This window comes from Bordetella genomosp. 11 (genome assembly GCF_002261215.1).
Classification (GTDB): Bacteria; Pseudomonadota; Gammaproteobacteria; order Burkholderiales; family Burkholderiaceae_B; genus Bordetella_C.
In genome coordinates, this window is record NZ_NEVS01000004.1 from 4732892 (window position 1) to 4753490 (window position 20599).

General features: G+C 64.2%; 14 protein-coding genes. 3 read left to right on the forward strand and 11 right to left on the reverse strand.

The genetic code is table 11. The annotated features are described in order from the left end of the window. Positions 1–5: 5 nt before the first annotated feature. From CAL28_RS29070 to CAL28_RS29080, 3 genes are read right to left on the reverse strand one after another with little or no spacing between them, the layout of a single operon-like run. Positions 6–2606, reverse strand: a complete 2601-nt coding sequence (locus tag CAL28_RS29070; RefSeq protein WP_094844419.1) for a DUF2169 family type VI secretion system accessory protein — start codon at positions 2604–2606, stop codon at positions 6–8. Between the two features lie 40 nt (positions 2607–2646). Further along, a complete protein-coding gene (locus CAL28_RS29075; RefSeq protein ID WP_094844420.1) occupies positions 2647–3042 on the reverse strand; it encodes a hypothetical protein in 396 nt (131 codons plus the stop codon). A gap of 37 nt (positions 3043–3079) precedes the next feature. Then, positions 3080–5449 carry a type VI secretion system Vgr family protein gene (locus CAL28_RS29080; protein WP_094844421.1) on the reverse strand — a complete coding sequence of 790 codons (2370 nt, stop codon included), beginning with the start codon at positions 5447–5449 and terminating at the stop codon, positions 3080–3082. Between the two features lie 338 nt (positions 5450–5787). Between CAL28_RS29080 and CAL28_RS29085 the strand changes: the two genes are divergently transcribed. The 3 genes from CAL28_RS29085 (at position 5788) to CAL28_RS29095 (ending at position 8513) form a co-directional block, all read left to right on the forward strand. Next, positions 5788–6186, forward strand: coding sequence for a TssQ family T6SS-associated lipoprotein (locus CAL28_RS29085; protein ID WP_094844422.1), 399 nt, complete (start codon positions 5788–5790; stop codon positions 6184–6186). Positions 6187–6207: 21 nt separating this feature from the next. Further along, entirely contained in the window at positions 6208–6663 is a 456-nt protein-coding gene (locus CAL28_RS29090; RefSeq protein WP_094844923.1) for an MEKHLA domain-containing protein, read from the forward strand. Between the two features lie 221 nt (positions 6664–6884). Continuing rightward, positions 6885–8513: a hypothetical protein gene (locus tag CAL28_RS29095; RefSeq protein ID WP_141218265.1), complete on the forward strand. Its 1629-nt coding sequence runs from the start codon at positions 6885–6887 to the stop codon at positions 8511–8513. Between the two features lie 99 nt (positions 8514–8612). Here the strand turns inward: CAL28_RS29095 and rpoC are convergent, their stop codons facing one another. The 8 genes from rpoC to secE form a co-directional block, all read right to left on the reverse strand. Further along, the gene (gene rpoC / locus CAL28_RS29100) at positions 8613–12860 is read right to left on the reverse strand and encodes a DNA-directed RNA polymerase subunit beta' (protein ID WP_094844424.1); all 4248 of its coding nucleotides are present in this window, start codon (positions 12858–12860) and stop codon (positions 8613–8615) included. Then, positions 12860–16972 (reverse strand): DNA-directed RNA polymerase subunit beta, encoded by a 4113-nt coding sequence (rpoB, locus tag CAL28_RS29105; RefSeq protein ID WP_094844425.1) that lies wholly within the window; start codon positions 16970–16972, stop codon positions 12860–12862. The genes rpoC and rpoB overlap by 1 nt, the downstream gene beginning before the upstream one ends. A 170-nt stretch (positions 16973–17142) precedes the next feature. Next, positions 17143–17526: a 50S ribosomal protein L7/L12 gene (gene rplL, locus CAL28_RS29110; protein ID WP_066641819.1), complete on the reverse strand. Its 384-nt coding sequence runs from the start codon at positions 17524–17526 to the stop codon at positions 17143–17145. Positions 17527–17604: 78 nt separating this feature from the next. Continuing rightward, the gene (gene rplJ, locus CAL28_RS29115) at positions 17605–18129 is read right to left on the reverse strand and encodes a 50S ribosomal protein L10 (RefSeq protein WP_066641820.1); all 525 of its coding nucleotides are present in this window, start codon (positions 18127–18129) and stop codon (positions 17605–17607) included. Positions 18130–18419: 290 nt separating this feature from the next. Continuing rightward, positions 18420–19124: a 50S ribosomal protein L1 gene (gene rplA, locus CAL28_RS29120; protein ID WP_094844426.1), complete on the reverse strand. Its 705-nt coding sequence runs from the start codon at positions 19122–19124 to the stop codon at positions 18420–18422. Positions 19125–19126: 2 nt separating this feature from the next. Beyond that, positions 19127–19558 carry a 50S ribosomal protein L11 gene (gene rplK, locus CAL28_RS29125; RefSeq protein WP_066357453.1) on the reverse strand — a complete coding sequence of 144 codons (432 nt, stop codon included), beginning with the start codon at positions 19556–19558 and terminating at the stop codon, positions 19127–19129. Positions 19559–19635: 77 nt separating this feature from the next. Next, on the reverse strand, positions 19636–20169 hold the full coding sequence (gene nusG / locus CAL28_RS29130) for a transcription termination/antitermination protein NusG (protein WP_094844427.1): 534 nt from the start codon (positions 20167–20169) through the stop codon (positions 19636–19638). Positions 20170–20179: 10 nt separating this feature from the next. After that, positions 20180–20560 carry a preprotein translocase subunit SecE gene (gene secE, locus CAL28_RS29135; RefSeq protein WP_094844924.1) on the reverse strand — a complete coding sequence of 127 codons (381 nt, stop codon included), beginning with the start codon at positions 20558–20560 and terminating at the stop codon, positions 20180–20182. Positions 20561–20599 lie beyond the last annotated feature (39 nt).

Consider the following 20599-nt stretch of genomic DNA (forward strand, 5'->3'; position numbering starts at 1 on the left):
CGTTGTCATAAGGCCGGACCCGCCGTGCCCGTGCGGCGACGAGGCCAGAGTTTGGCGCCCTCGGTATAGGCGCCGTCCAATGACGTGCTGCCATCCAGGACCGCTTCCCCGACGTCAGCGCGAAACAGGTTCGCGTCGCGCAAATCCGCGCGCGTGAAATCGGCCCTGCCCAGCAGGCTCTGCATCAGATTCGCGCCGCGCAGCGTTGCGCCGGTGAAATCGGCGCGCACGAACAGGCTTTCGGCCGCGTCGATGCCGTCCAGGCACGCGCCGACGAAGACGCATTCGGACAGATCGCTGCCATGCAGCCTGGCACGCGCCAGGCTGGCGCCTTCCAGGTGCACGCCCCGCAGGCCGCACTGCCGTAGCTCGACGCCGTCCAGGCACGCGTGTCGAAGCACGGTGCCGGCGGAGAACGACGACATTTCCAACCGCGCGTCGCTGAAGTCCATCCCGGCGCCAAACCCGGTATGGACAAAGGCGCACCGTATCAGGCCGGCATGGGCAAACGCCGTTTCCGCCAGCGTGCATTCCATGAAAGCGCAGCGGCGCAGCATGGCCTCGCGAAAGTCGCAAGCCTGGAAGACCGCTTTCAGCGGCACGGCTTCCTCCAGCGTCGCGCCGCGAAAATCGCAATGCGCGAAGCGGCTTTCGCCCAGCCGCGTTTGGATCAACCGCGCCCCGGCGAATGAGCAGGACGAGAACTGCGCGCTTTCCACCGTCGCCTGGTCCAGGTCCACCGCCTCCAGGGATACACCGTCGAAACGCGCATCGGCGATGTTGGCCCGCTGCAACCGCGCGCGCGCCAGCGAACCGCCGGTCATCGACACGCGCGCCAGCACCGCTTGCGTGAAGTCGCAGTCGTCCAGGCATGCGCCATCCAGCTTCGCCCCTTCCAGCGATGCACCGCGAAAACAGGCGCCCCGCAGGTCCAGGCCCGACAGATCGGCGCCGACAAGGTGCATGCCGGTGAAGTCGCGAGTGCGTTGATGGATGGCCGATATCCGCCGCCGCGTGCGCCGCGCGCGAAGCGGCGGCATCGCTTCAGGCGCCGCGCCGAGATGCGCGGTTTGCAGATAGAGCCGATCGGCTTGCGCCGCGAAGGACGCCCGGCTGGCAGCTGCCTGGGGAAACCGCTCCCTGAACTCGCGCAGTTGCCGCTTCAGCGCCCCGGGATCGAAGCGCGCGGCCATGGGGCCACCCCCGTCCGGCCGCGCGATGGCGTCCACGTCCATACCGGCAGCCTCGCCGAAGCGCTGCAGGTCGGGATCGCGCAGCAACGTATCGCGCGCCTGCGCCAACAGCGCTTCACCTTTTTTGCGTTCCTGGCTGGCCTGCTCCAGCAGCATGGGCAGATCGTCGATCTTCATGCGCGGCGGCATCGTCATGGGCGGTGCGAGGAAGTCGTCCGGGTCCAGCCCTTCGTCCGCCAGCGTCTGCCGGGATGCCCGGCGCCGCCGCTCCGCGCCGGCGTACATATTGCGAACCAGCGGCCGCGCGGCGATATCGGGCAAAGGCGCATCAGGTGCATCCGCATAGAGCGCTGCCTCTGCCAGATCGCCATCGCGCAAGGCATGGATAGCGCCTTCGCGGGGATCGGTGCGGCGGCGCAGGACATCCTGGTAATGGTCCATGCCTCGGCTGGCGTCGGCCAGCTCGATGGCCGGCATGACGTGGGCGATATCGGCGGCGTCGCTCTCGGCGATCTGCAACGCGCCATGCCAGATCAGCAGCACCCGATCGCGATGCGGGAAGAACCATGCCGTGCTCAGTCGCATGGGAATTTCCCGCAATCGGGGAGCGTCCCCATGGCCGCCGGCGAAGCAACGCACGCGCCACGTCGGCAAATGCCCGCGCAGCACGGGACGATCCGGATGCATATTCCAGATCTCGTACTCCGCGCCGGCCGGGACTTCGGCACGTCCTGCCCACCATTGATCCGGAGACGCCGCGTTGAAGTAATGCCAGTCCATGTCGGCGGCGAAGCCGGGGAATTCCCGCTGCAGCCAATCCTGGCCGTATCGCGAGCCCATGCGCGCGAAGCGTGCCGGGTTGTCGGGCGCGATGGCGTCGAAACTGGCCGGAGGCACGTCTTGCCCCGGCCGCGATACGCGCCCGCGCGGATGTTCCACATTGGGCAACGGCACCGCTTGCGTGCCGTCGATACGCCGCGCGCGCATGCCCGACCCCAGCGGATTGCCCGCATGCCCGGGACCGCCATAGGTGTGTGCCCAGTCCACGCGCATCGCATCGAAGGCCTCGGGTGCGGTGGCGCGACCATCCAGCCAGTAACGGTCGCCGAACACGAGCAAAGACTTGTCCAGCCCGCCCACGCGGGCCCGCACGGCGCATGCGGTCTTGTCCGGTTGGTGCCGCGTATAGGCCAGCCCGCTGATCAGGAACTCCGGATCGGCCTTGGGCATGCCCAGATCCAGCAGTCCGCCGGCCTCCTCCGACGCCACTCGCCACAACTCCTGCTCCGGCATCAGCGCGGGCCGCTCGTCCAGGGTCGCCAGCGCCATGACGGCCGTGCCCAGCACGTCGGTGCCATGCCGGCGGTAAGGACGCGTCAGCACGCTAAGGCGGGATGGCTTTACGACGCGCATGCGTATGCCCCGGTCATCGCGCGCGGCAGCATCGCGACGCTCATTCCGTGCGCTGGTCCACGATCACGCGGCGGGTCCTCACATCGACACGCACGGGAATGTCGCGCCCCTCCGCGAAATCGCCGAAACGCGCCGGCGAAACCGGCACCTGCACTTCGGTCTCGAAAGAACCGTGCGGGGCGTGGTCCACCGCAAGCCTGAGCCTCCAAACGAAAAACCTGTCGGCGCCCAGCCGTGTGCCGGTATCCACCGTCCGCAGAATGCGCGCGGTGGCCGGATGACCGGTGCACCTTAGCGCTTCGCCCTCATGCAGCCGCGCGCGCTCGCGATCCTGCCGTCGCTTGACCATGTACAGCGCCATGCCGCCTTCCGCGACGATGATCACACACACCAGCGATGCCCAGCCCAGCCAATCCGGCAATCCCGATACTTCCATGATCTCCCGCTTTCCGCGCATGCCTGCCGGCGCGCGGTCAAATGATGGTGAACAGACCCGTCAGCAGATTCTTTGCCGCCGTCGTTTCCGTCGCCAGACCGTTGTTCTTGTATTCGGTCGCGCCTATCTTGCTCGACATGCCGAAGATGTCGGTCTTGATGGCGCTGACGTCGGCCTTGGATACCGCTACGCCGACATTCGAACGCCATACGGTCGCGTTGCCGAGCCCGAACGTGGCCTGTGCGATGGTCAGGTTCAATCCGAAGGGCGTGGCCTTGAGCCAGCTCTTGGTCGACAGATCCTTGACCTGCTTGCCGTTCAGCACCACATCGGTGTCGCTGGTCAGCGTGATCTTTTGCGGCGCCGTCATATCGATGCCCGCGCCGGTCGATGTGACGGTAATCTGTTGCGCCGCCCTTGCGTCCATCCCGGCAGCCTGCGATTCGACATGCATCTGCTCCTTCGCCAGCAATCCCATGCCGGCGGCGAAGGACTGCACGGACACCTGGCCCTGCGCCTGCGCCGTCAGCGTCCCCGCCTGCACATCGTGCAGCGCATCGCCCGAAGTCACGTGGACTTCCTGTCCGGTGTTCAGCGTCTCCTTGAACAAACCGGTCACGGTGCGCGTCTCGCCATCGGCCGCCACCGTCGTGGTCAATCCGTGGTCGAACTGCTCCGTGGTCATGCCGCCGGCAACGTGCAGCGTGCGCGCACCATTGACGGTGTAGGCCTCGTTATCCGTCACAGTGACCGAACGGGCCTGGCCGACGGTCAAGGCATCGGTGCCCTGGACATGGATGGAGCGTGCGCCCATGATCGTGGTCGCGTCGTTGCCGCCAATGAAGGTGGTGCGCGAGCCGTCGACATTGCGGTGCTCGTCCGCCTCGACCTCCGTGCGCATGTTGCGTTCCGCATGCAACCATATCTCTTCCTGTCCGGGTTTGTCCTCGAACATGAATGCATTGGCTGTGCGGGGTGTTCCGTCCTGCGAGCGCGACAGGAACCCGCTCTGCGTTGCATTGGCAGGCAGATCCCACGGCGGCATATTCGAGCCGTTGTAAACGCGGCCTATGACGATGGGCCGATCGGGATGGCCACCGATGAAGTCGACAACCACTTCGTCCCCACGCCGCGGCAGCTGGATGCCGCCGAAGCCGCCGCTGGCCCAGGGGCTGGATACGCGCACCCAGCATGAGCTGTTTTCATTGCGCTGTCCGACACGGTCCCAATGAAACTGGACCTTGATGCGGCCGTACTCGTCGGTCCAGATCTGCTGGCCATCCTTGCCGACCACGGTGGCGGTTTGCGGGCCATGCGTATAGGCCTGCGGCGTCACTCGCGGCGGTCGGAACTGGATCTCGGCCGGCAGCACGGTGAAGCCCACGTCGAACACCATCGGATCGGGCGTTCCGCTCGCGTAGCCGCCTTCTCGGATGTGATAGTGCGCGGCGATGATCAGGTACTCGCGATTCTCCGCCCCACGCGGATGGTTGACGAGGCTGAAGCGATAGCCCGGCGCGAACCCCAGGGCGTTGCAGGCGCCAGAGACCAGTTCGCGGCGGCACTGCAGGCCTTCGAGGCGCACACGCGTGTAATGCTCGCCCTGTTCCGGGTCGGTATAGCCGCCCAGCCATTCGTAGATTTCGAGCTTGCCGTCGTCATATGGCGCCGGGTTCGCGCGGCGCGCGTCCATGCTGGTGCCCGGATGCCTGAAGTCGAAATCGGTGGTGGCGAAGCCGCTGGGCGTAATCTGCTCGGCCGGTTCCCATGCATTGACGTATTCCTCGCGCGGGACCGCGACGCGGTCCGGGCCGTAGTACGGCAAGGTATCGCAGCCGGGGCAGGCATCGTGCTGCGTAATGTCGTCGGTCAGCACGAGCGTGTGCTTATCCTGTTCGTGCCTGAACCAGTAGTAGATGCCCTCGTGCTCCATCAGGCGGCTGATGAAGTCGAAATCGGTCTCCTGGTACTGCACGCTGTATTCCCATTTGCGATAGGTGCCGGACAGCCGCCATTCGACCGGGAAGGCGTAATCGGCCAGTACTTCCCTGATGATGTCGGGCGCGCTCTTGTTCTGGAAGATCTTGTTGTCCGAGCTTTGCGTCAGGTACCACAGCCAGGGCCTGACCGTGGCGCGATAAATGTACATGCGGGACATGGCGTTCTCGCGGCCGACCAGCGTGCAACGCGTGATGTGTCCGCTCAGGTACCGCGGCACGCCCACGCCGCCGGCGATCCGCAGCGACAATGGGCGGCCGAGCAATTGCCGAAGATCCAGCGCGTACGATTCCGCAAGCAGTTCGACCTCGAATTCGAACAGCATCGATATGCCCTCCGACCCGTTCATTGCACGGAACAGCAGGGTGTCGGGCGGCAAAGGCGTGTGCGCCGAGACGATACGGTCCATTCGTACTCCCAAGTGGCCGGCGCGGCGCCGGCAGGACTCAATGTCCCCGTAAAGTGCGGTCGCACGGCCGGGAGAGAAGATGCTAGAGGCGGCGAATGTCCGCGATGTTTCACTAACATTCGTTATCATCTTTTACCGATGTGCCGCTTACACCCCGCTGCGGCGTTCGGTAGAGTGGCGGCGAGCCGTTCGCGGCCGGACTGCTGGCCGCGTCAATCAAGGCGGAGACTCATCCCCCGGAGGGCTTGTTCTTTCTCCAGTAGGCAAGACACAATATGTCGCGCTTTAAACATCCCGCTCGGCCCCTGCCAGGGCCCAACCCGAACCAGGCTGTCCACATGTACACCACCGCTCGTTTTGCCGTGCTGGGCCTGGCGGCAGCGCTCGCCGCATGTTCCGCCCCCACGACCGCCCCTTCCCCGCCCGCGGCGCCCAGCCAGGCTGCGGTAGACGCACTGGCCCGGGTACGCCAGAGCTATCAGTCGGGCGCCTACGGCGACGTCATCCGCACCGTGGCGACGTCCGACGCGTTGGCGACGGCCCCCACCGACATGCGCGTGGAATCCCTGAAGCTGCAAGCCTTCAGCTACTGCGTGACAGGCTATCGCGTGCTATGCGAGGATGATTTCACGCGGATCCTGAATCTCGATCCCGGTTTCGAACTCAGTGCCGCCGAGATCGGCCACCCGCTGTGGGGCCCGGCTTTTCGTCGCGCGAAAGCCGCGCGAGGCGGCTGACACAAGGAACATGTAGTGGCTTTGCACCGGTATGAAGACCCGGCCTTTTTCCAGCTGCTGGCCGACAGCTACGAGCGACTGCTGGGGCAACCCCTCCTGCCCCGCCCCATGACGGCGCGAGACGGCGCGCGATGGTTGTACGAGGACGCGCCTTTCGCCGTCCTGGCGCATAACACCGATGCCGATCCATGTTTTATCTACGGCAACCGGGCGGCGCAGCGTCGCTTCGAATACAGCTGGGACGAGATCCTGGAACTCCCGTCGCGCCTGTCGGCCGAGGCGCCCAATCGGGAAGAACGCGCGCGTTTCCTCGAACGCGTGCGTCGCGCGGGCTTCGAAACCGGCTATCGCGGCGTGCGCATCACGAAGTCCGGCAGGCGGTTCATGATCGAGCAGGCCACGCTATGGGAATTGCGCGACGACCGCGGGGCCGTTCACGGCCAGGCTGTCGTCATACCCCGTACCACCGACCTGTGAACCGATAGACGGACCCGATTCCCGGCGACCATCGCGACGATGCGCCCGCGGAATATTCCGACGCCACGGGTATGCGGCTGTCGACGCGATCGGGCACCGCGCCGACAGACTCGGACTACCGGGGCACATAGACTCGGCCTGTTCCCAGCAATTCCGCCGATCCTGGCGACGCGTATCGCCGGCTGGATGCGGGCGGCATGGCGCCGCGGCGCATCCCGACGATGACAGACGTCCCCACTAAAAGTCGTGGCGCCGGTACCCCCGGGCCACGCCAGCCCGCCGCCATCGGTACGGTAGGCGACAAACGGTTCACTGCCCAGCCCGAACCCGGGCATCGCACTGCCGCCTTGACCGGGACGCAGGCGAAAAGCGTGCTGGGCGGCGTGCGGCGACTGCTGCGCGCCGCGATGCATCGTTCGCTCCCACGGGCGGGCAGCCCGCTGCGCCAGGCGCGCGTGAACCTGGATAGCGCCTACCAGTGCCTGCTCAAGACGCTGTTGGGCGGCGCCGAACCGCATGGGCCCCGCATGGCCTTCGCGCTGGCCGAGACGCTGGCCACCGAGGCGGCCTACGTCGCCGCCGGCGGCCGTGTGGCCACTGCCGATTCCGGCCACGCCGGCCCCGGCCGCTACACGGAACAGGCAAGCGTCCCGTACAGCCCGCCGCTGGCGGTCTATGCATTCACCGAGCTTCTGCTGCTGCGCGAGTATCTGCCGCGAGTGGCGATGGCGGGACCGGACAAGATATCGCCCGGCCCCTGCAGCCGCCGGATCATCGATCGCTGCTGCGACGCCGTCGACCGGGAAATCGCCGCCCGCGAACAACCTTTCAACGTGGTCCTGCGCACGCTGGCGCGCGAAGGTATCTCGCCGGAAGACGTGGACGGCCCCTTGCGCGATCTCGCGGCGGTGGTAAGCAGCCGCGAACGGCGTGGCGAGAGTCCTATCCGGTTCCTCAGCGACCTGGCGGAAAGCCGGAACAACGACGAGCTGGAGAATGCCGCGGCCTCGCTGGCGTCGACGCCCCTGCGTACCGTATTCGATACGGCGTCCATCCCGGCCACGCACGGGCGGCTGACGATTTCGGCCTACGATGGCGGCGTCAGAACCTGCGCGCGTATCCTGAAGAATGCATTGGACCAGTGCATGCGCTCGCGCCTGATCCTGCGCGCCCGGCTGTTGCTGAAACAGGGCAGCGCCGAGGCCGGCGCGGCCTCGCAGACCTTGCGAACGATCTGCGACATGCTCGCGCAAGGCGTTTCCACCATGAATGGCGATACTCCGCTGACCCGCACGCAGCGGGATGCCCTGGTCGCGGCCTTGCTTGCCAAGGCCCTGGTCGGCACGGACGGCCTGGACGTGCACCGGTACGTCGCCGGCATGTCGGACGCCACCCTGCGGATCTTCGAACGCCATCTACCCTTCCTGCCCGCCCCTCGGCGCAAGGCCGTACTGCAGATCATCGAGCAGGAGCGTCGCAGGCGCGGCGATGGCGAGGCGGGCACGCGCGTGGCGCACAAGCCGGCGGCGCAGCTGTTTTCGCGGACGATGGGACGGGTCGGCATGCAGGCCACACCGATACTGGCGCGGCTTTTCGCGCGCGTGCAGCTGGACCTGCGCCGCCAGGCGGCCACCGGCGATCCCGACGCCGGCCGCGATGCGCCGCCGTCGCCCGAGGCGCTGACACGCATGTCCTTCGACGTGACGGCGCGCACCAACGGCGACTACGAAGTCTCCGTCACGGCGAATCTCGCGCCACACCGGGGCGACGACGCCGTATCGCTGATCTACAAGAGCCGCATCGCGCCCGATTTCCGGCCACTGCACGGTTCCTTCCGCCAGACGCGATAAGCGCCGGTCCGGCGCGTACTCCCGACGCCAAAAAAAACACCCCAGGAACCGGACGATTCCTGGGGTGCTGTGCTACCGCGGCGATGCTGGGACGAGCCCTTATTCGCCAATCGGATCGTGGTCGCCTTCCGGCGTCGTGTCGCTTTCGCTGTCCGAGCCGATCGTGACCGGCGATTCCTCGAAAGGATTCGCCAGTTGGCGCGCGGCTTCGCGTTCGGCCGCTTCCATCGCTTCCTTGTCCTTGCGGGCAATGTGATACGCCAGACCGGTACCGGCAGGGATCAGACGGCCGACGATGACGTTTTCCTTCAGGCCGCGCAGTTCGTCGCGCTTGCCCATGATGGCGGCTTCGGTCAGGACACGCGTGGTCTCCTGGAAGGAAGCAGCCGAGATGAAGGAATCCGTCGACAGCGAGGCCTTCGTGATACCCAGCAGGACGTTGTCGTAGGTCGCCGGACGCTTGTCCTCGGCCACCACGCGATCGTTTTCGTTCAGTAGTTCCGAACGCTCGACCTGTTCACCCGGGATGAACTCCGTATCCCCCGCATCGACGATGTTCACGCGACGCAGCATCTGGCGAACGATCACCTCGATGTGCTTGTCGTTGATCTTCACGCCTTGCAGACGATACACGTCCTGCACTTCGTCCACGATGTAGGTGGCCAGCTTCTCGATGCCCTGCAGGCGCAGGATATCGTGCGGGTCCGCCGGACCGTCGACGATCATTTCGCCCTTGTTCACCACCTGGCCGTCGTGCACCAGGACCTGCTTTTCCTTCGGGATGAGGAATTCGTGGCTGACGCCTTCCAGGTCGGTGATGACCAGGCGCTGCTTGCCCTTGGTGTCCTTGCCGAACGAGACCGTACCCGTGACGTCGGCCAGCATGCCGGCATCCTTGGGGGAACGGGCTTCGAACAGTTCGGCCACGCGAGGCAGACCGCCGGTGATGTCGCGGGTCTTCTGCGATTCCTGCGGAATACGCGCCAGGACCTCGCCCACCGTCACCTGCTGGCCATCGCGCACCGTGATGAGCGCGCCGACCGGGAACGAAATGTTCACCGAATGGTCGGTACCGGCGATCTTGACCTCTTCGCCGGACTCGTTGACCAGCTTGATCTGCGGACGCATGACGATCTTGCCGCCACGGGTCTTGGGCGTGATCACGACCAGCGTCGACAGGCCGGTGACTTCGTCCACCTGCTTGGCGACGGTAACGCCTTCCTCGATGTTCTCGAAGCGCACCTGGCCGGCGTATTCCGACACGATCGGACGGGTCAGCGGATCCCAGCTCGCCAGGCGAGCGCCGGCCTTGATGGCCTCGCCATCGCCGACCAGCACGGTCGCGCCGTACGGGATCTTGTGACGTTCGCGCTCGCGGCCGTTATCGTCATGGATAACGATTTCGCCCGACCGGGAGATCGCCACACGCTCGCCCTTGGCGTTGGTGACGTAGCGCATCGTGCTGGCGAAACCGACCGTACCGTTGGACTTCGTTTCCACGGCGCTGGCCAGAGCCGAACGCGATGCCGCGCCCCCGATGTGGAAGGTACGCATCGTCAGCTGGGTACCCGGTTCGCCGATGGACTGCGCGGCGATCACACCGACAGCCTCGCCGACGTTGACCATGTACCCGCGGCCCAGGTCGCGACCGTAGCAGTGCGCGCACAGCCCATGACGCGTTTCGCAGGTCAGCGGCGTGCGGACCTTGACTTCGTCCACGCCGATGCGGTCGATCAGGTCGACCAGGTCTTCGTCCAGCAGCGTGCCGGCCTCGATCGCGGTTTCCTGCGTATCGGGATTGACGATGTCCACGGCGGCCACGCGGCCCAGGATACGGTCGCGCAGCGGTTCGATGACTTCACCGCCCTCGACCAGCGCCTTCATCGAGTAACCCTGCGAGGTGCCGCAGTCGTTTTCGATGATGACCAGATCCTGCGTCACGTCGACCAGACGGCGGGTCAGGTAACCCGAGTTCGCCGTCTTCAACGCGGTATCGGCCAGGCCTTTACGCGCGCCGTGCGTCGAGATGAAGTACTGCAGTACGTTCAGGCCTTCGCGGAAGTTGGCGGTAATGGGCGTTTCGATGATCGAGCCGTCCGGCTTGGCCATCAGGCCGCGCATGCCCGCCAGCTGGCGAATCTGGGCGGCCGAACCGCGGGCGCCCGAGTCGGCCATCATGTAGATGGAGTTGAAGGATTCCTGGCGCACTTCCTCGCCGTGACGGTTGGTCACGGGTTCGGTCGCCAGTTGCTCCATCATCGCCTTGCCGACCTTGTCGCCGGCCTTGCCCCAGATGTCCACCACGTTGTTGTAGCGTTCCTGGGACGTGACCAGACCCGACGAGTACTGCTTGTCGATTTCCTTCACTTCCTTGCTGGCTTCGCCCAGGATCGCTTCCTTGGCCGAAGGGATCAGCATGTCGTTCATGGCGATCGAAATACCGCCACGCGTGGCCAGGCGGAAGCCCGACTGCATCAGCTTGTCGGCGAAGATCACCGTGTCGCGCAGGCCGCAACGACGGAACGACTGGTTGATCAGGCGCGAGATTTCCTTCTTCTTCAGGGCCTTGTTCAGGACCGTGAAGGGCAGGCCGCGCGGCAGGATTTCCGACAGCAGCGCACGGCCCACGGTGGTCTCGTAGCGACGCACGACGGGTTGCCATTCGCCCTGCTCGTCCTTGTCGAACTCCTTCAGGCGCACGGTAATGCGGCTTTGCAGTTCGACTTCGCCGTTGTCATAGGCGCGCTGGACTTCGGCCACATCGGTGAAGAAAATGCCTTCGCCGCGGCCGTTGATGCGCTCGCGCGTCGTGTAGTACAGACCCAGCACGATATCCTGGGACGGCACGATGGACGGTTCGCCGTTGGCGGGGAACAGGACATTGTTCGACGCCAGCATCAGGGTGCGGGCTTCCAGCTGCGCTTCCAGCGACAGCGGAACGTGCACGGCCATCTGGTCGCCGTCGAAGTCGGCGTTGAACGCCGCGCAGACCAGCGGATGCAGCTGGATCGCCTTGCCTTCGATCAGCACCGGCTCGAAGGCCTGGATGCCCAGGCGGTGCAGCGTCGGCGCGCGGTTCAGCATGACCGGATGTTCGCGGATCACCTCTTCGAGGATGTCCCACACCACCGGTTCCTGGCTTTCGACGAGCTTCTTCGCCGCCTTGATGGTCGTGGCCAGACCCATCATTTCGAGGCGGTTGAAGATGAACGGCTTGAACAGTTCCAGCGCCATCAGCTTGGGCAGGCCGCACTGATGCAGCTTGAGCTGCGGACCCACCACGATGACCGAACGGCCGGAGTAGTCCACCCGCTTGCCCAGCAGGTTCTGGCGGAAACGACCGCTCTTGCCCTTGATCATGTCGGCCAGGGACTTGAGCTGGCGCTTGTTGGCGCCGGTCATGGCCTTGCCGCGGCGGCCGTTGTCGAGCAGCGAGTCGACGGCTTCCTGCAGCATGCGCTTTTCGTTGCGCAGGATGATTTCCGGCGCCTTCAGTTCCAGCAGGCGCTTCAGGCGGTTGTTCCGGTTGATGACGCGGCGGTACAGGTCGTTCAGGTCGGAGGTCGCGAAGCGGCCGCCGTCCAGCGGCACCAGCGGACGCAGGTCCGGCGGCAGCACCGGCAGCACTTCCATGACCATCCACTCGGGCTTGATACCCGACTTCTGGAAACCTTCCAGCACCTTCAGGCGCTTGGAGATCTTCTTGATCTTGGCTTCCGAACCGGTGGCCTTGAGCTCGCCGCGCAGCGTTTCCACTTCGCGGTCGATGTCGATGGTGCGCAGCAGTTCGCGCACGGCCTCCGCGCCCATCAGCGCGCGGAAGTCATCGCCGTATTCCTCGGTCTTGGCCAGGAAATCGTCGTCCGACATGATCTGGCCGCGCTTGAGCGGCGTCATGCCGGGTTCGATCACGCACCAGGCTTCGAAGTACAGGACGCGCTCGATATCGCGCAGCGTCATGTCCAGCACCATGCCCAGGCGCGACGGCAGGCTCTTCAGGAACCAGATGTGCGCGACGGGGCTGGCCAGTTCGATATGGCCCATGCGCTCGCGGCGCACCTTGGCGACGGTGACTTCGACGCCGCACTTTTCGCAGATCACGCCACGGTGCTTCAGGCGCTTGTACTTGCCGCACAGGCACTCGTAGTCCTTGATCGGCCCGAAGATCTTCGAGCAGAACAGGCCGTCGCGTTCCGGCTTGAACGTGCGGTAGTTGATGGTTTCGGGCTTGCGGACTTCGCCGTAGGACCACGAACGGATTTTTTCCGGCGAGGCGATGCCGATGCGGATCGCATCGAACTGTTCGTCTTGCGAGACTTGCTTGAAAAGGTCGAGTAGCGCTTTCATTAGTTACGCTCCAAATCCATGTCCAGGGCCAGCGAGCGGATTTCCTTCACCAGCACGTTGAAGGACTCCGGCATACCGGCGTCGATGACGTGATCGCCCTTGACGATGTTCTCGTAAACCTTGGTACGGCCGGTGATGTCGTCGGACTTGACCGTGAGCATTTCCTGCAGGGTGTAGGAAGCGCCGTAGGCTTCGAGCGCCCACACTTCCATTTCCCCGAAACGCTGGCCGCCGAACTGCGCCTTGCCGCCCAGCGGTTGCTGGGTAACGAGCGAGTACGGACCGGTCGAACGCGCGTGCATCTTGTCGTCGACAAGGTGATGCAGCTTCAGGTAATGCATGTAGCCGACGGTGACGGGGCGCTCGAATTTCTCGCCCGTGCGGCCATCGAACAGCCACGCCTGCGTCCGGATATCGGTCAGCTGCATGCGTTTGGCCACCTCGTCGGGGTAGGCCAACTCCAGCATCTTGCTGATTTCCTCTTCCGTCGCACCGTCGAACACCGGGGTCGCGAACGGCACGCCTTCCTTGAGGTTGCGCGCCATCTCGACGACTTCGTCGTCCGTCAGGTCGGCCACGCGAGCACCCGTGCCGGTCGTGTTGTAGACCTTCTCCAGGTAGGCGCGCAGCGACTTGGCTTGTGCGGTGCGCTCATCGCGCAGCATTTCGCCGATGCGCTGGCCCACGCCCTTGGCGGCCCAGCCCAGATGGACTTCGAGCACCTGCCCGACGTTCATCCGCGAAGGCACGCCCAGCGGGTTCAGCACGATGTCCACCGGCGTACCGTCGGCCATGTGCGGCATGTCCTCGACCGGGGTGATACGCGAGACCACGCCCTTGTTGCCGTGACGGCCGGCCATCTTGTCGCCAGGCTGCAGGCGACGCTTGACGGCCAGGTACACCTTGATCATCTTCAGCACGCCGGGCGGGAGTTCGTCGCCCTGCGTCAACTTCTTGCGCTTTTCCTCGAAGGCCAGGTCGAACTGGTGGCGCTTCTGCTCCAGCGATTCCTTGGCCTGTTCGAGCACCAGGGCGTGCTGTTCGTCGGCCAGGCGGATATCGAACCACTGCCAGCGGTCCAGGTCGGACAGGTAGGCCTTGGTGATGGTCGCGCCCTTGGCCAGCTTGCGCGGACCGCCGTTGACCGTCTTGTTGACCAGCATCTTCTCGATACGATCGAACTGGTCGTTCTCGACGATGCGCAGCTGGTCGTTCAGGTCCTGGCGATAACGGCGCAGTTCATCGTCGATGATGGACTGGGCGCGCTTGTCGCGCACGATGCCTTCACGCGTGAAGACCTGCACGTCGATCACCGTGCCGGTCATGCCGGACGGCACGCGCAGCGAGGTGTCCTTCACGTCCGACGCCTTCTCGCCGAAGATGGCGCGCAGCAGCTTTTCTTCCGGCGTCAGCTGGGTCTCGCCCTTGGGCGTGACCTTGCCGACCAGCACGTCGTCGGGACCGACTTCGGCACCGATGTAGGTGATGCCGGAATCGTCCAGGCGGTTCAGCTGCGTTTCCGCGAGGTTGCTGATGTCGCGCGTGATTTCCTCGGGTCCCAGCTTCGTATCGCGGGCGACCACCGTCAATTCCTCGATGTGGATCGAGGTGTAGCGATCATCGGCCACGACCTTCTCGGAGATCAGGATCGAGTCTTCGAAGTTGTAGCCGTTCCAGGGCATGAACGCGATCAGCATGTTCTGGCCCAGGGCGAGCTCGCCCAGGTCCGTCGATGCGCCGTCGGCCAGCACGTCGCCCTTGGCGACCTTATCGCCACGGGCGACGATGGGACGCTGGTTGATGTTCGTGTTCTGGTTCGAACGGGTGTACTTGATCAGGTTGTAGATATCCACGCCGACTTCGCCGGCGACGTTTTCGTCGTCATTGACGCGAATCACGATGCGATCCGCATCGACGTGATCCACCACGCCGCCACGCAGCGCCTGCACGGTGGTGCCGGAGTCGACCGCCACGGTGCGCTCGATGCCCGTGCCGACCAGCGGCTTTTCGGGACGCAGGCAAGGCACGGCCTGGCGCTGCATGTTGGCGCCCATCAGCGCGCGGTTCGCGTCGTCGTGTTCCAGGAAGGGAATCAACGATGCGGCGACCGACACGATCTGCGACGGCGCAACGTCCATGTAGTGCACGTTGCCCGGCGCGGTCAGCATCGTTTCGCCCGCTTCACGGCAGGCAACCAGGTCGTCGACGAAACGGCCTTCCTCGTCCAGCGCCGCGTTCGCCTGCGCGATCACGTAGTGGCTTTCCTCGATGGCCGAGAGGTAGTCGATCTGGTCGCTTACCTTGCCGTCGATGACCTTGCGATACGGCGTTTCCAGGAAGCCGTATTCGTTCAGGCGGGCATACAGCGCCATGGAGTTGATCAGGCCGATGTTCGGGCCTTCCGGCGTTTCGATCGGGCAGACACGTCCATAGTGCGTGGGATGCACGTCACGCACTTCGAAGCCAGCGCGTTCGCGCGTCAGGCCGCCCGGTCCCAGTGCGGAGACACGACGCTTGTGCGTGATTTCCGACAGCGGGTTGGTCTGGTCCATGAACTGCGACAGCTGGCTCGAACCGAAGAACTCCTTGATGGCCGCGGAGATCGGCTTGGAGTTGATCAGGTCGTGCGGCATCAGGTTTTCGGTTTCGGCCTGGCCGAGACGTTCCTTGACGGCGCGTTCGACGCGCACCAGGCCGGCACGGAACTGGTTTTCCGCCAGTTCGCCCACGCAACGCACGCGGCGATTGCCCAGGTGATCGATGTCGTCGATCAGGCCACGGCCGTTACGCAGCTCCACCAGCACCTTGATGGTGGCGAGGATGTCCTCGTTGGTAAGCGTCATCGGGCCGGTGATGTCGTCGCCGCGACCCAGGCGGCTGTTGACCTTCATGCGGCCCACGCGCGACAGGTCGTACGTTTCCTCGCTGTAGAACAGACGCTGGAACAGGGCCTCGACGGCTTCCTCGGTGGGCGGTTCGCCGGGGCGCATCATGCGATAGATGGCCACGCGCGCCGCCATCTGGTCGGCGGTCTCGTCGGTACGCAGGGTCTGCGAGATGTACGGACCACGATCCAGATCGTTGGTGTAGAGCGTGTCGAATTCGCCGATATTGGCGGCGCGCAGCGCGCTCAGCACGCTTTCGGTGATCTCGTCATTGGCGTGCGCGACGACCTCGCCCGTATCGGCATCGACGATGTTCTTGGCCAGCACGCGGCCGTACAGGAATTCCTCCGGCACGGAAATGCGCTCGATGCCGCCCGCGGCCAGATCGCGCAGGTGCTTGGCGTTGATGCGCTTGTCCTTTTCGACAATGACCTTGCCGGCGCGATCGGAAATGTCGAAGCGCGCCATTTCGCCCTTCCAGCGCTCGGGGATGAATTCCATCATCGCCCCTTCGCTCTTCAGTTCGAAGCGGTCGAAGTCGAAGAATTCGGCCAGGATGCTTTCCGGCGTCATGCCGATGGCCTTCAGCAGGATGGTGACGGGCATCTTGCGCCGACGGTCCACGCGGAAGAACAGCACGTCCTTCGGATCGAATTCGAAGTCCAGCCACGAGCCGCGATAGGGAATCACGCGGGCCGAGAACAGCAGCTTGCCGGAGCTGTGCGTCTTGCCGCGGTCGTGTTCGAAGAACACGCCGGGCGAACGGTGCAGCTGCGAAACGATCACGCGCTCGGTACCGTTGATGACGAACGAACCGGTGCCCGTCATGAGCGGAATTTCGCCCATGTAGACTTCCTGTTCCTTGACTTCCTTCACGGTCGGCTTGCTGACCTCGCGATCGAGCAGGACGAGGCGAACCTTCGCGCGCAAGGGCGACGCGTAGGTCAGGCCACGCTGTTGACATTCCTTGACATCGAACACCGGCTCGCCGAGCACGTAGCTGACGAACTCCAGACGCGCCATTCCGTTGTGGCTGACGATGGGGAAGATAGACGAGAATGCCGCCTGTAGGCCATCGTTGGCTCGCTGCGACGGGGGCGTATCCGCCTGCAGAAAAGTTAGGTAGGATTGAAGCTGGGTCGCCAGCAGGAAAGGAACGTCTTGAACGTCCTCACGCTTGGCGAAGCTTTTGCGGATGCGCTTTTTTTCGGTGTACGAGTAAGGCATGAGCACTCCGACTCGAGGTTACTTGGGCCGTCAACCACGGCCCGGGGTGATACGACGCTGATACGACTCCAGGAAATCCCGCTGAACCCCACTGCCAACAAGGGTTTCCTGGAAACGCAAAAGCCCGGGGACGGCAAATTGCGCTGTCCCCGGGCAACTGGCAGAAGGTCTTACTTGACTTCGACCTTGGCGCCAGCTTCTTCCAGCTTCTTCTTGGCGGCTTCGGCATCAGCCTTGGCAACCGCTTCCTTCACGGGCTTCGGCGCGCCGTCGACCAGGTCCTTCGCTTCCTTCAGACCCAGGCCCGTCAGTTCGCGCACGGCCTTGATGACGCTAACCTTGTTCGCGCCGGCTTCGGTCAGCACAACGGTGAACTCGGTTTGTTCTTCAGCGGCGGCGGCAGCGCCACCACCAGCGGCCGGGGCGGCCACGGCCACGGCGGCGGCAGCAGCCGACACGCCAAACTTCTCTTCCATATCCTTGATCAGCTCGGACAGTTCGAGCACGGTCATGCCAGCGATGGCGTCAAGGATTTCAGCTTTGCTAAGTGCCATTTTTCAAGAACTCCAGATTTTGGTAATGCCAGGTTCGGTGTCGCTTCGTCGTACAACGATTTCCGGAAAGTCGCAGCCTCAGGCCGCTGCCTTCTGGTCGCGCACGGCAGCGAGGCCGCGGGCGAACTTGGTCGGAACTTCGTTGAGCGTACGTGCAAATTGCGCAATCGGGGCTTGCATGGTGCCCATCAACTTCGACAGCAACTCGTCGCGCGAAGGCAGCGTGGCCAGGGCCTTGACGCCTTCTTGGTTCAACAGGTTGTTGGGCAGCGAGCCCCCCTTGATGACCAGCTTGTCGTTGCTTTTGGCGAAGTCGGAAAGGACCTTGGCCGGCGCGACCGGATCAGCGCTGATACCGTAGATCAGCGGACCGGTCAGCTGCTTGGACAACGACTCGAAAGCCGTGCCGTTCACAGCGCGACGAGCCAGCGTGTTCTTCAGAACACGCAGGTACACGCCCGATTGACGCGCAGTCTTGCGCAGTACGGTGACAGAGGCGACGTCCAGACCACGGTACTCGGCGATAACAATCGACTGGGCCTTGGCGACTTGCGCCGAGACTTCCTCGATTACCACCGCTTTCTCTTGGCGATTGAGACTCACGGTTTGAACACTCCATCAAAAGACGTTTCGGGCGGAAGCCCGGAACGTCAACCGAATGCGGCGACCTGGTCGAGTTCTTATAAAGAAATCTTCCATGGGACGCCGTCTACGCTGGATCCGAACCATACGGGCTTCGGGATTAAGCTCGGCGCTGGCGTTGGCGGCCTTCTTAGGAAGGGCGCCGTTGCGTGGCGACTTGCTCCAGCGGTCTTTGACAGCAACGTCCGGACGGATCCGGACGCAGCCCAAAGTTCTGTATTGCCCGCCATACGGCGGTTGGCGATCGGCGATCAGGCCGCCGGCGCCGTCAGCGAGGCGAGTTCGACGCGAGCACCGCCGCCCATCGTGGACGAGACGGCAAGCTTGCGCAGGTACACGCCCTTGGCGGCGGCCGGACGTGCCTTGTTCAGCGCGTCGACCAGCGCGGCCAGGTTGGTTTGCAGCTGTTCCACGCCAAACGAGGCGCGACCGATGGTAGCGTGAACGATACCCGCCTTGTCGGTACGGTACTGAACCTGACCGGCCTTGGCATTCTTCACCGCCGTGACGACGTCCGGCGTGACCGTGCCCACCTTGGGGTTCGGCATCAGGCCGCGCGGACCCAGGATCTGGCCCAGGGCGCCGACGACACGCATGGTGTCGGGCGACGCGATCACGACGTCGAAATCCATCTGGCCGGCCTTGATGCGTTCGGCCAGGTCTTCCAGGCCGACGATATCGGCACCGGCGGCCTTGGCGGCCTCGGCCTTGTCACCCTGGGCGAACACGGCGACACGAACGGACTTGCCGGTACCGGCGGGCAGAACCACGGAGCCACGGACCAGTTGGTCGGACTTCTTGGGATCGATGCCCAGCTGGACAGCCACGTCGACGGACTCGTCGAACTTCGCCGTGGCGGTTTCCTTGATGAGGCTCAACGCTTCATTGACCGGGTACAGCTTGGTACGGTCGATCTTTTCCCGCAGGGCGGCGGTACGCTTGGACAGTTTTGCCATGATCAGATCCCCTCAACGGTAATGCCCATGCTGCGGGCGCTGCCGGCGATGGTGCGCACCGCGGCTTCCAGGTCGCCCGCCGTCAGGTCGGGTTCCTTGGTCTTGGCGATTTCTTCCGCCTGGGCACGCGTCAGCTTGCCGACCTTGTCGGTATGGGGCTTGGGCGAACCCTTCTGCACGCCGGCCGCCTTCTTGATGAGGACCGTCGCGGGCGGGGTCTTCATGATGAAGGTGAAGCTCTTGTCCGCGAAGGCGGTGATCACCACCGGAATCGGCAGACCGGGCTCCATGCCCTGAGTCTTGGCGTTGAACGCCTTGCAGAATTCCATGATGTTCAGGCCGCGCTGACCCAGCGCCGGACCGATCGGGGGAGAGGGGTTTGCCTTACCAGCCGGCACTTGCAGCTTGATAAAGCCGACGATCTTCTTCGCCATGCTTTGCTCCTTGCGGGTTCAAACGCCCGCGCCTGGCGCGAGCTCCCCGGGGGATTGAGGGGTTGAAACTACACTGATCAGGTCTTTTCGACCTGGCTGAAATCGAGTTCGACGGGCGTCGCGCGGCCAAAAATGGTGACGGACACACGCACCTTGCTCTTTTCGTAATTGACTTCTTCGACGTTGCCGTTGAAGTCCGCAAACGGCCCTTCCTTGACGCGCACCATCTCGCCCACTTCGAACAAGACCTTGGGACGCGGTTTTTCGACGCCTTCGACCATCTGGGAAAGAATCTTTTCGACTTCTTTCTCGGAGATCGGTGTGGGCCGGTTGCCCGAGCCACCCAAAAAGCCGGTGACGCGGTTGGTATTCTTGACCAGGTGCCAGGTCTCGTCGGTCAGATCCATTTCAACCAGGACGTAGCCCGGGAAAATCCGACGCTCGGAAATCGACTTCTGGCCGCCTTTCACTTCGACGACTTCTTCCGACGGCACCAAAATGCGCCCGAAGGAAGTTTGCAGGCCGGCCCGCTCGATGCGTTCGAGCAGCGCCTTGTGCACACTTTTTTCCATGCCGGAATAAACATGGACGACGTACCACCGTTTGCTCATGTGCCGTCCCTTATTTCCAGCCCAGCAGCAGGCCGTAAATGATCCACTCGATGCCTTTGTCGAGTACCCACATGAAGATGCCCATGATGGCCACGAAGGCGAAAACGATACCCGTCATCTGGGTCGTTTCCTTGCGCGTGGGCCAAGAGACACGCTTGACTTCGTTGTAGGACTCGTTGGCGAAACTGAGGGTGCGACGCCCCGGTTCGCTGAACCAGGCGATGATGGCCGCCAGCACCAGGCCGCCGACGAATACGCCGATGCGAGCCGGCATGGGCTGCGTGCTCAACACCGAGAATCCAACGATCCCAGCAATGATGACGACCACCGCCAAGGCAAGCTTCACCCGATCGGCGGTAGTGGTAACGGTTTCGACGCTGGTATTAGACATTTTGCGCAGCAAGCCCGCCGTATATGCGCAGCTCGCGAT

Coding starts and splice junctions, on each gene's coding strand:
- CAL28_RS29070 (WP_094844419.1), bottom strand. CDS start 2,606: ATGCGCGTCGTAAAGCCATCCCGCCTTAGCGTGCTGACGCGTCCTTAC.
- CAL28_RS29075 (WP_094844420.1), bottom strand. CDS start 3,042: ATGGAAGTATCGGGATTGCCGGATTGGCTGGGCTGGGCATCGCTGGTG.
- CAL28_RS29080 (WP_094844421.1), bottom strand. CDS start 5,449: ATGGACCGTATCGTCTCGGCGCACACGCCTTTGCCGCCCGACACCCTG.
- CAL28_RS29085 (WP_094844422.1), top strand. CDS start 5,788: ATGTACACCACCGCTCGTTTTGCCGTGCTGGGCCTGGCGGCAGCGCTC.
- CAL28_RS29095 (WP_141218265.1), top strand. CDS start 6,885: ATGACAGACGTCCCCACTAAAAGTCGTGGCGCCGGTACCCCCGGGCCA.
- rpoC (WP_094844424.1), bottom strand. CDS start 12,860: ATGAAAGCGCTACTCGACCTTTTCAAGCAAGTCTCGCAAGACGAACAG.
- rpoB (WP_094844425.1), bottom strand. CDS start 16,972: ATGCCTTACTCGTACACCGAAAAAAAGCGCATCCGCAAAAGCTTCGCC.
- rplL (WP_066641819.1), bottom strand. CDS start 17,526: ATGGCACTTAGCAAAGCTGAAATCCTTGACGCCATCGCTGGCATGACC.
- rplA (WP_094844426.1), bottom strand. CDS start 19,124: ATGGCAAAACTGTCCAAGCGTACCGCCGCCCTGCGGGAAAAGATCGAC.
- rplK (WP_066357453.1), bottom strand. CDS start 19,558: ATGGCGAAGAAGATCGTCGGCTTTATCAAGCTGCAAGTGCCGGCTGGT.
- nusG (WP_094844427.1), bottom strand. CDS start 20,169: ATGAGCAAACGGTGGTACGTCGTCCATGTTTATTCCGGCATGGAAAAA.
- secE (WP_094844924.1), bottom strand. CDS start 20,560: ATGTCTAATACCAGCGTCGAAACCGTTACCACTACCGCCGATCGGGTG.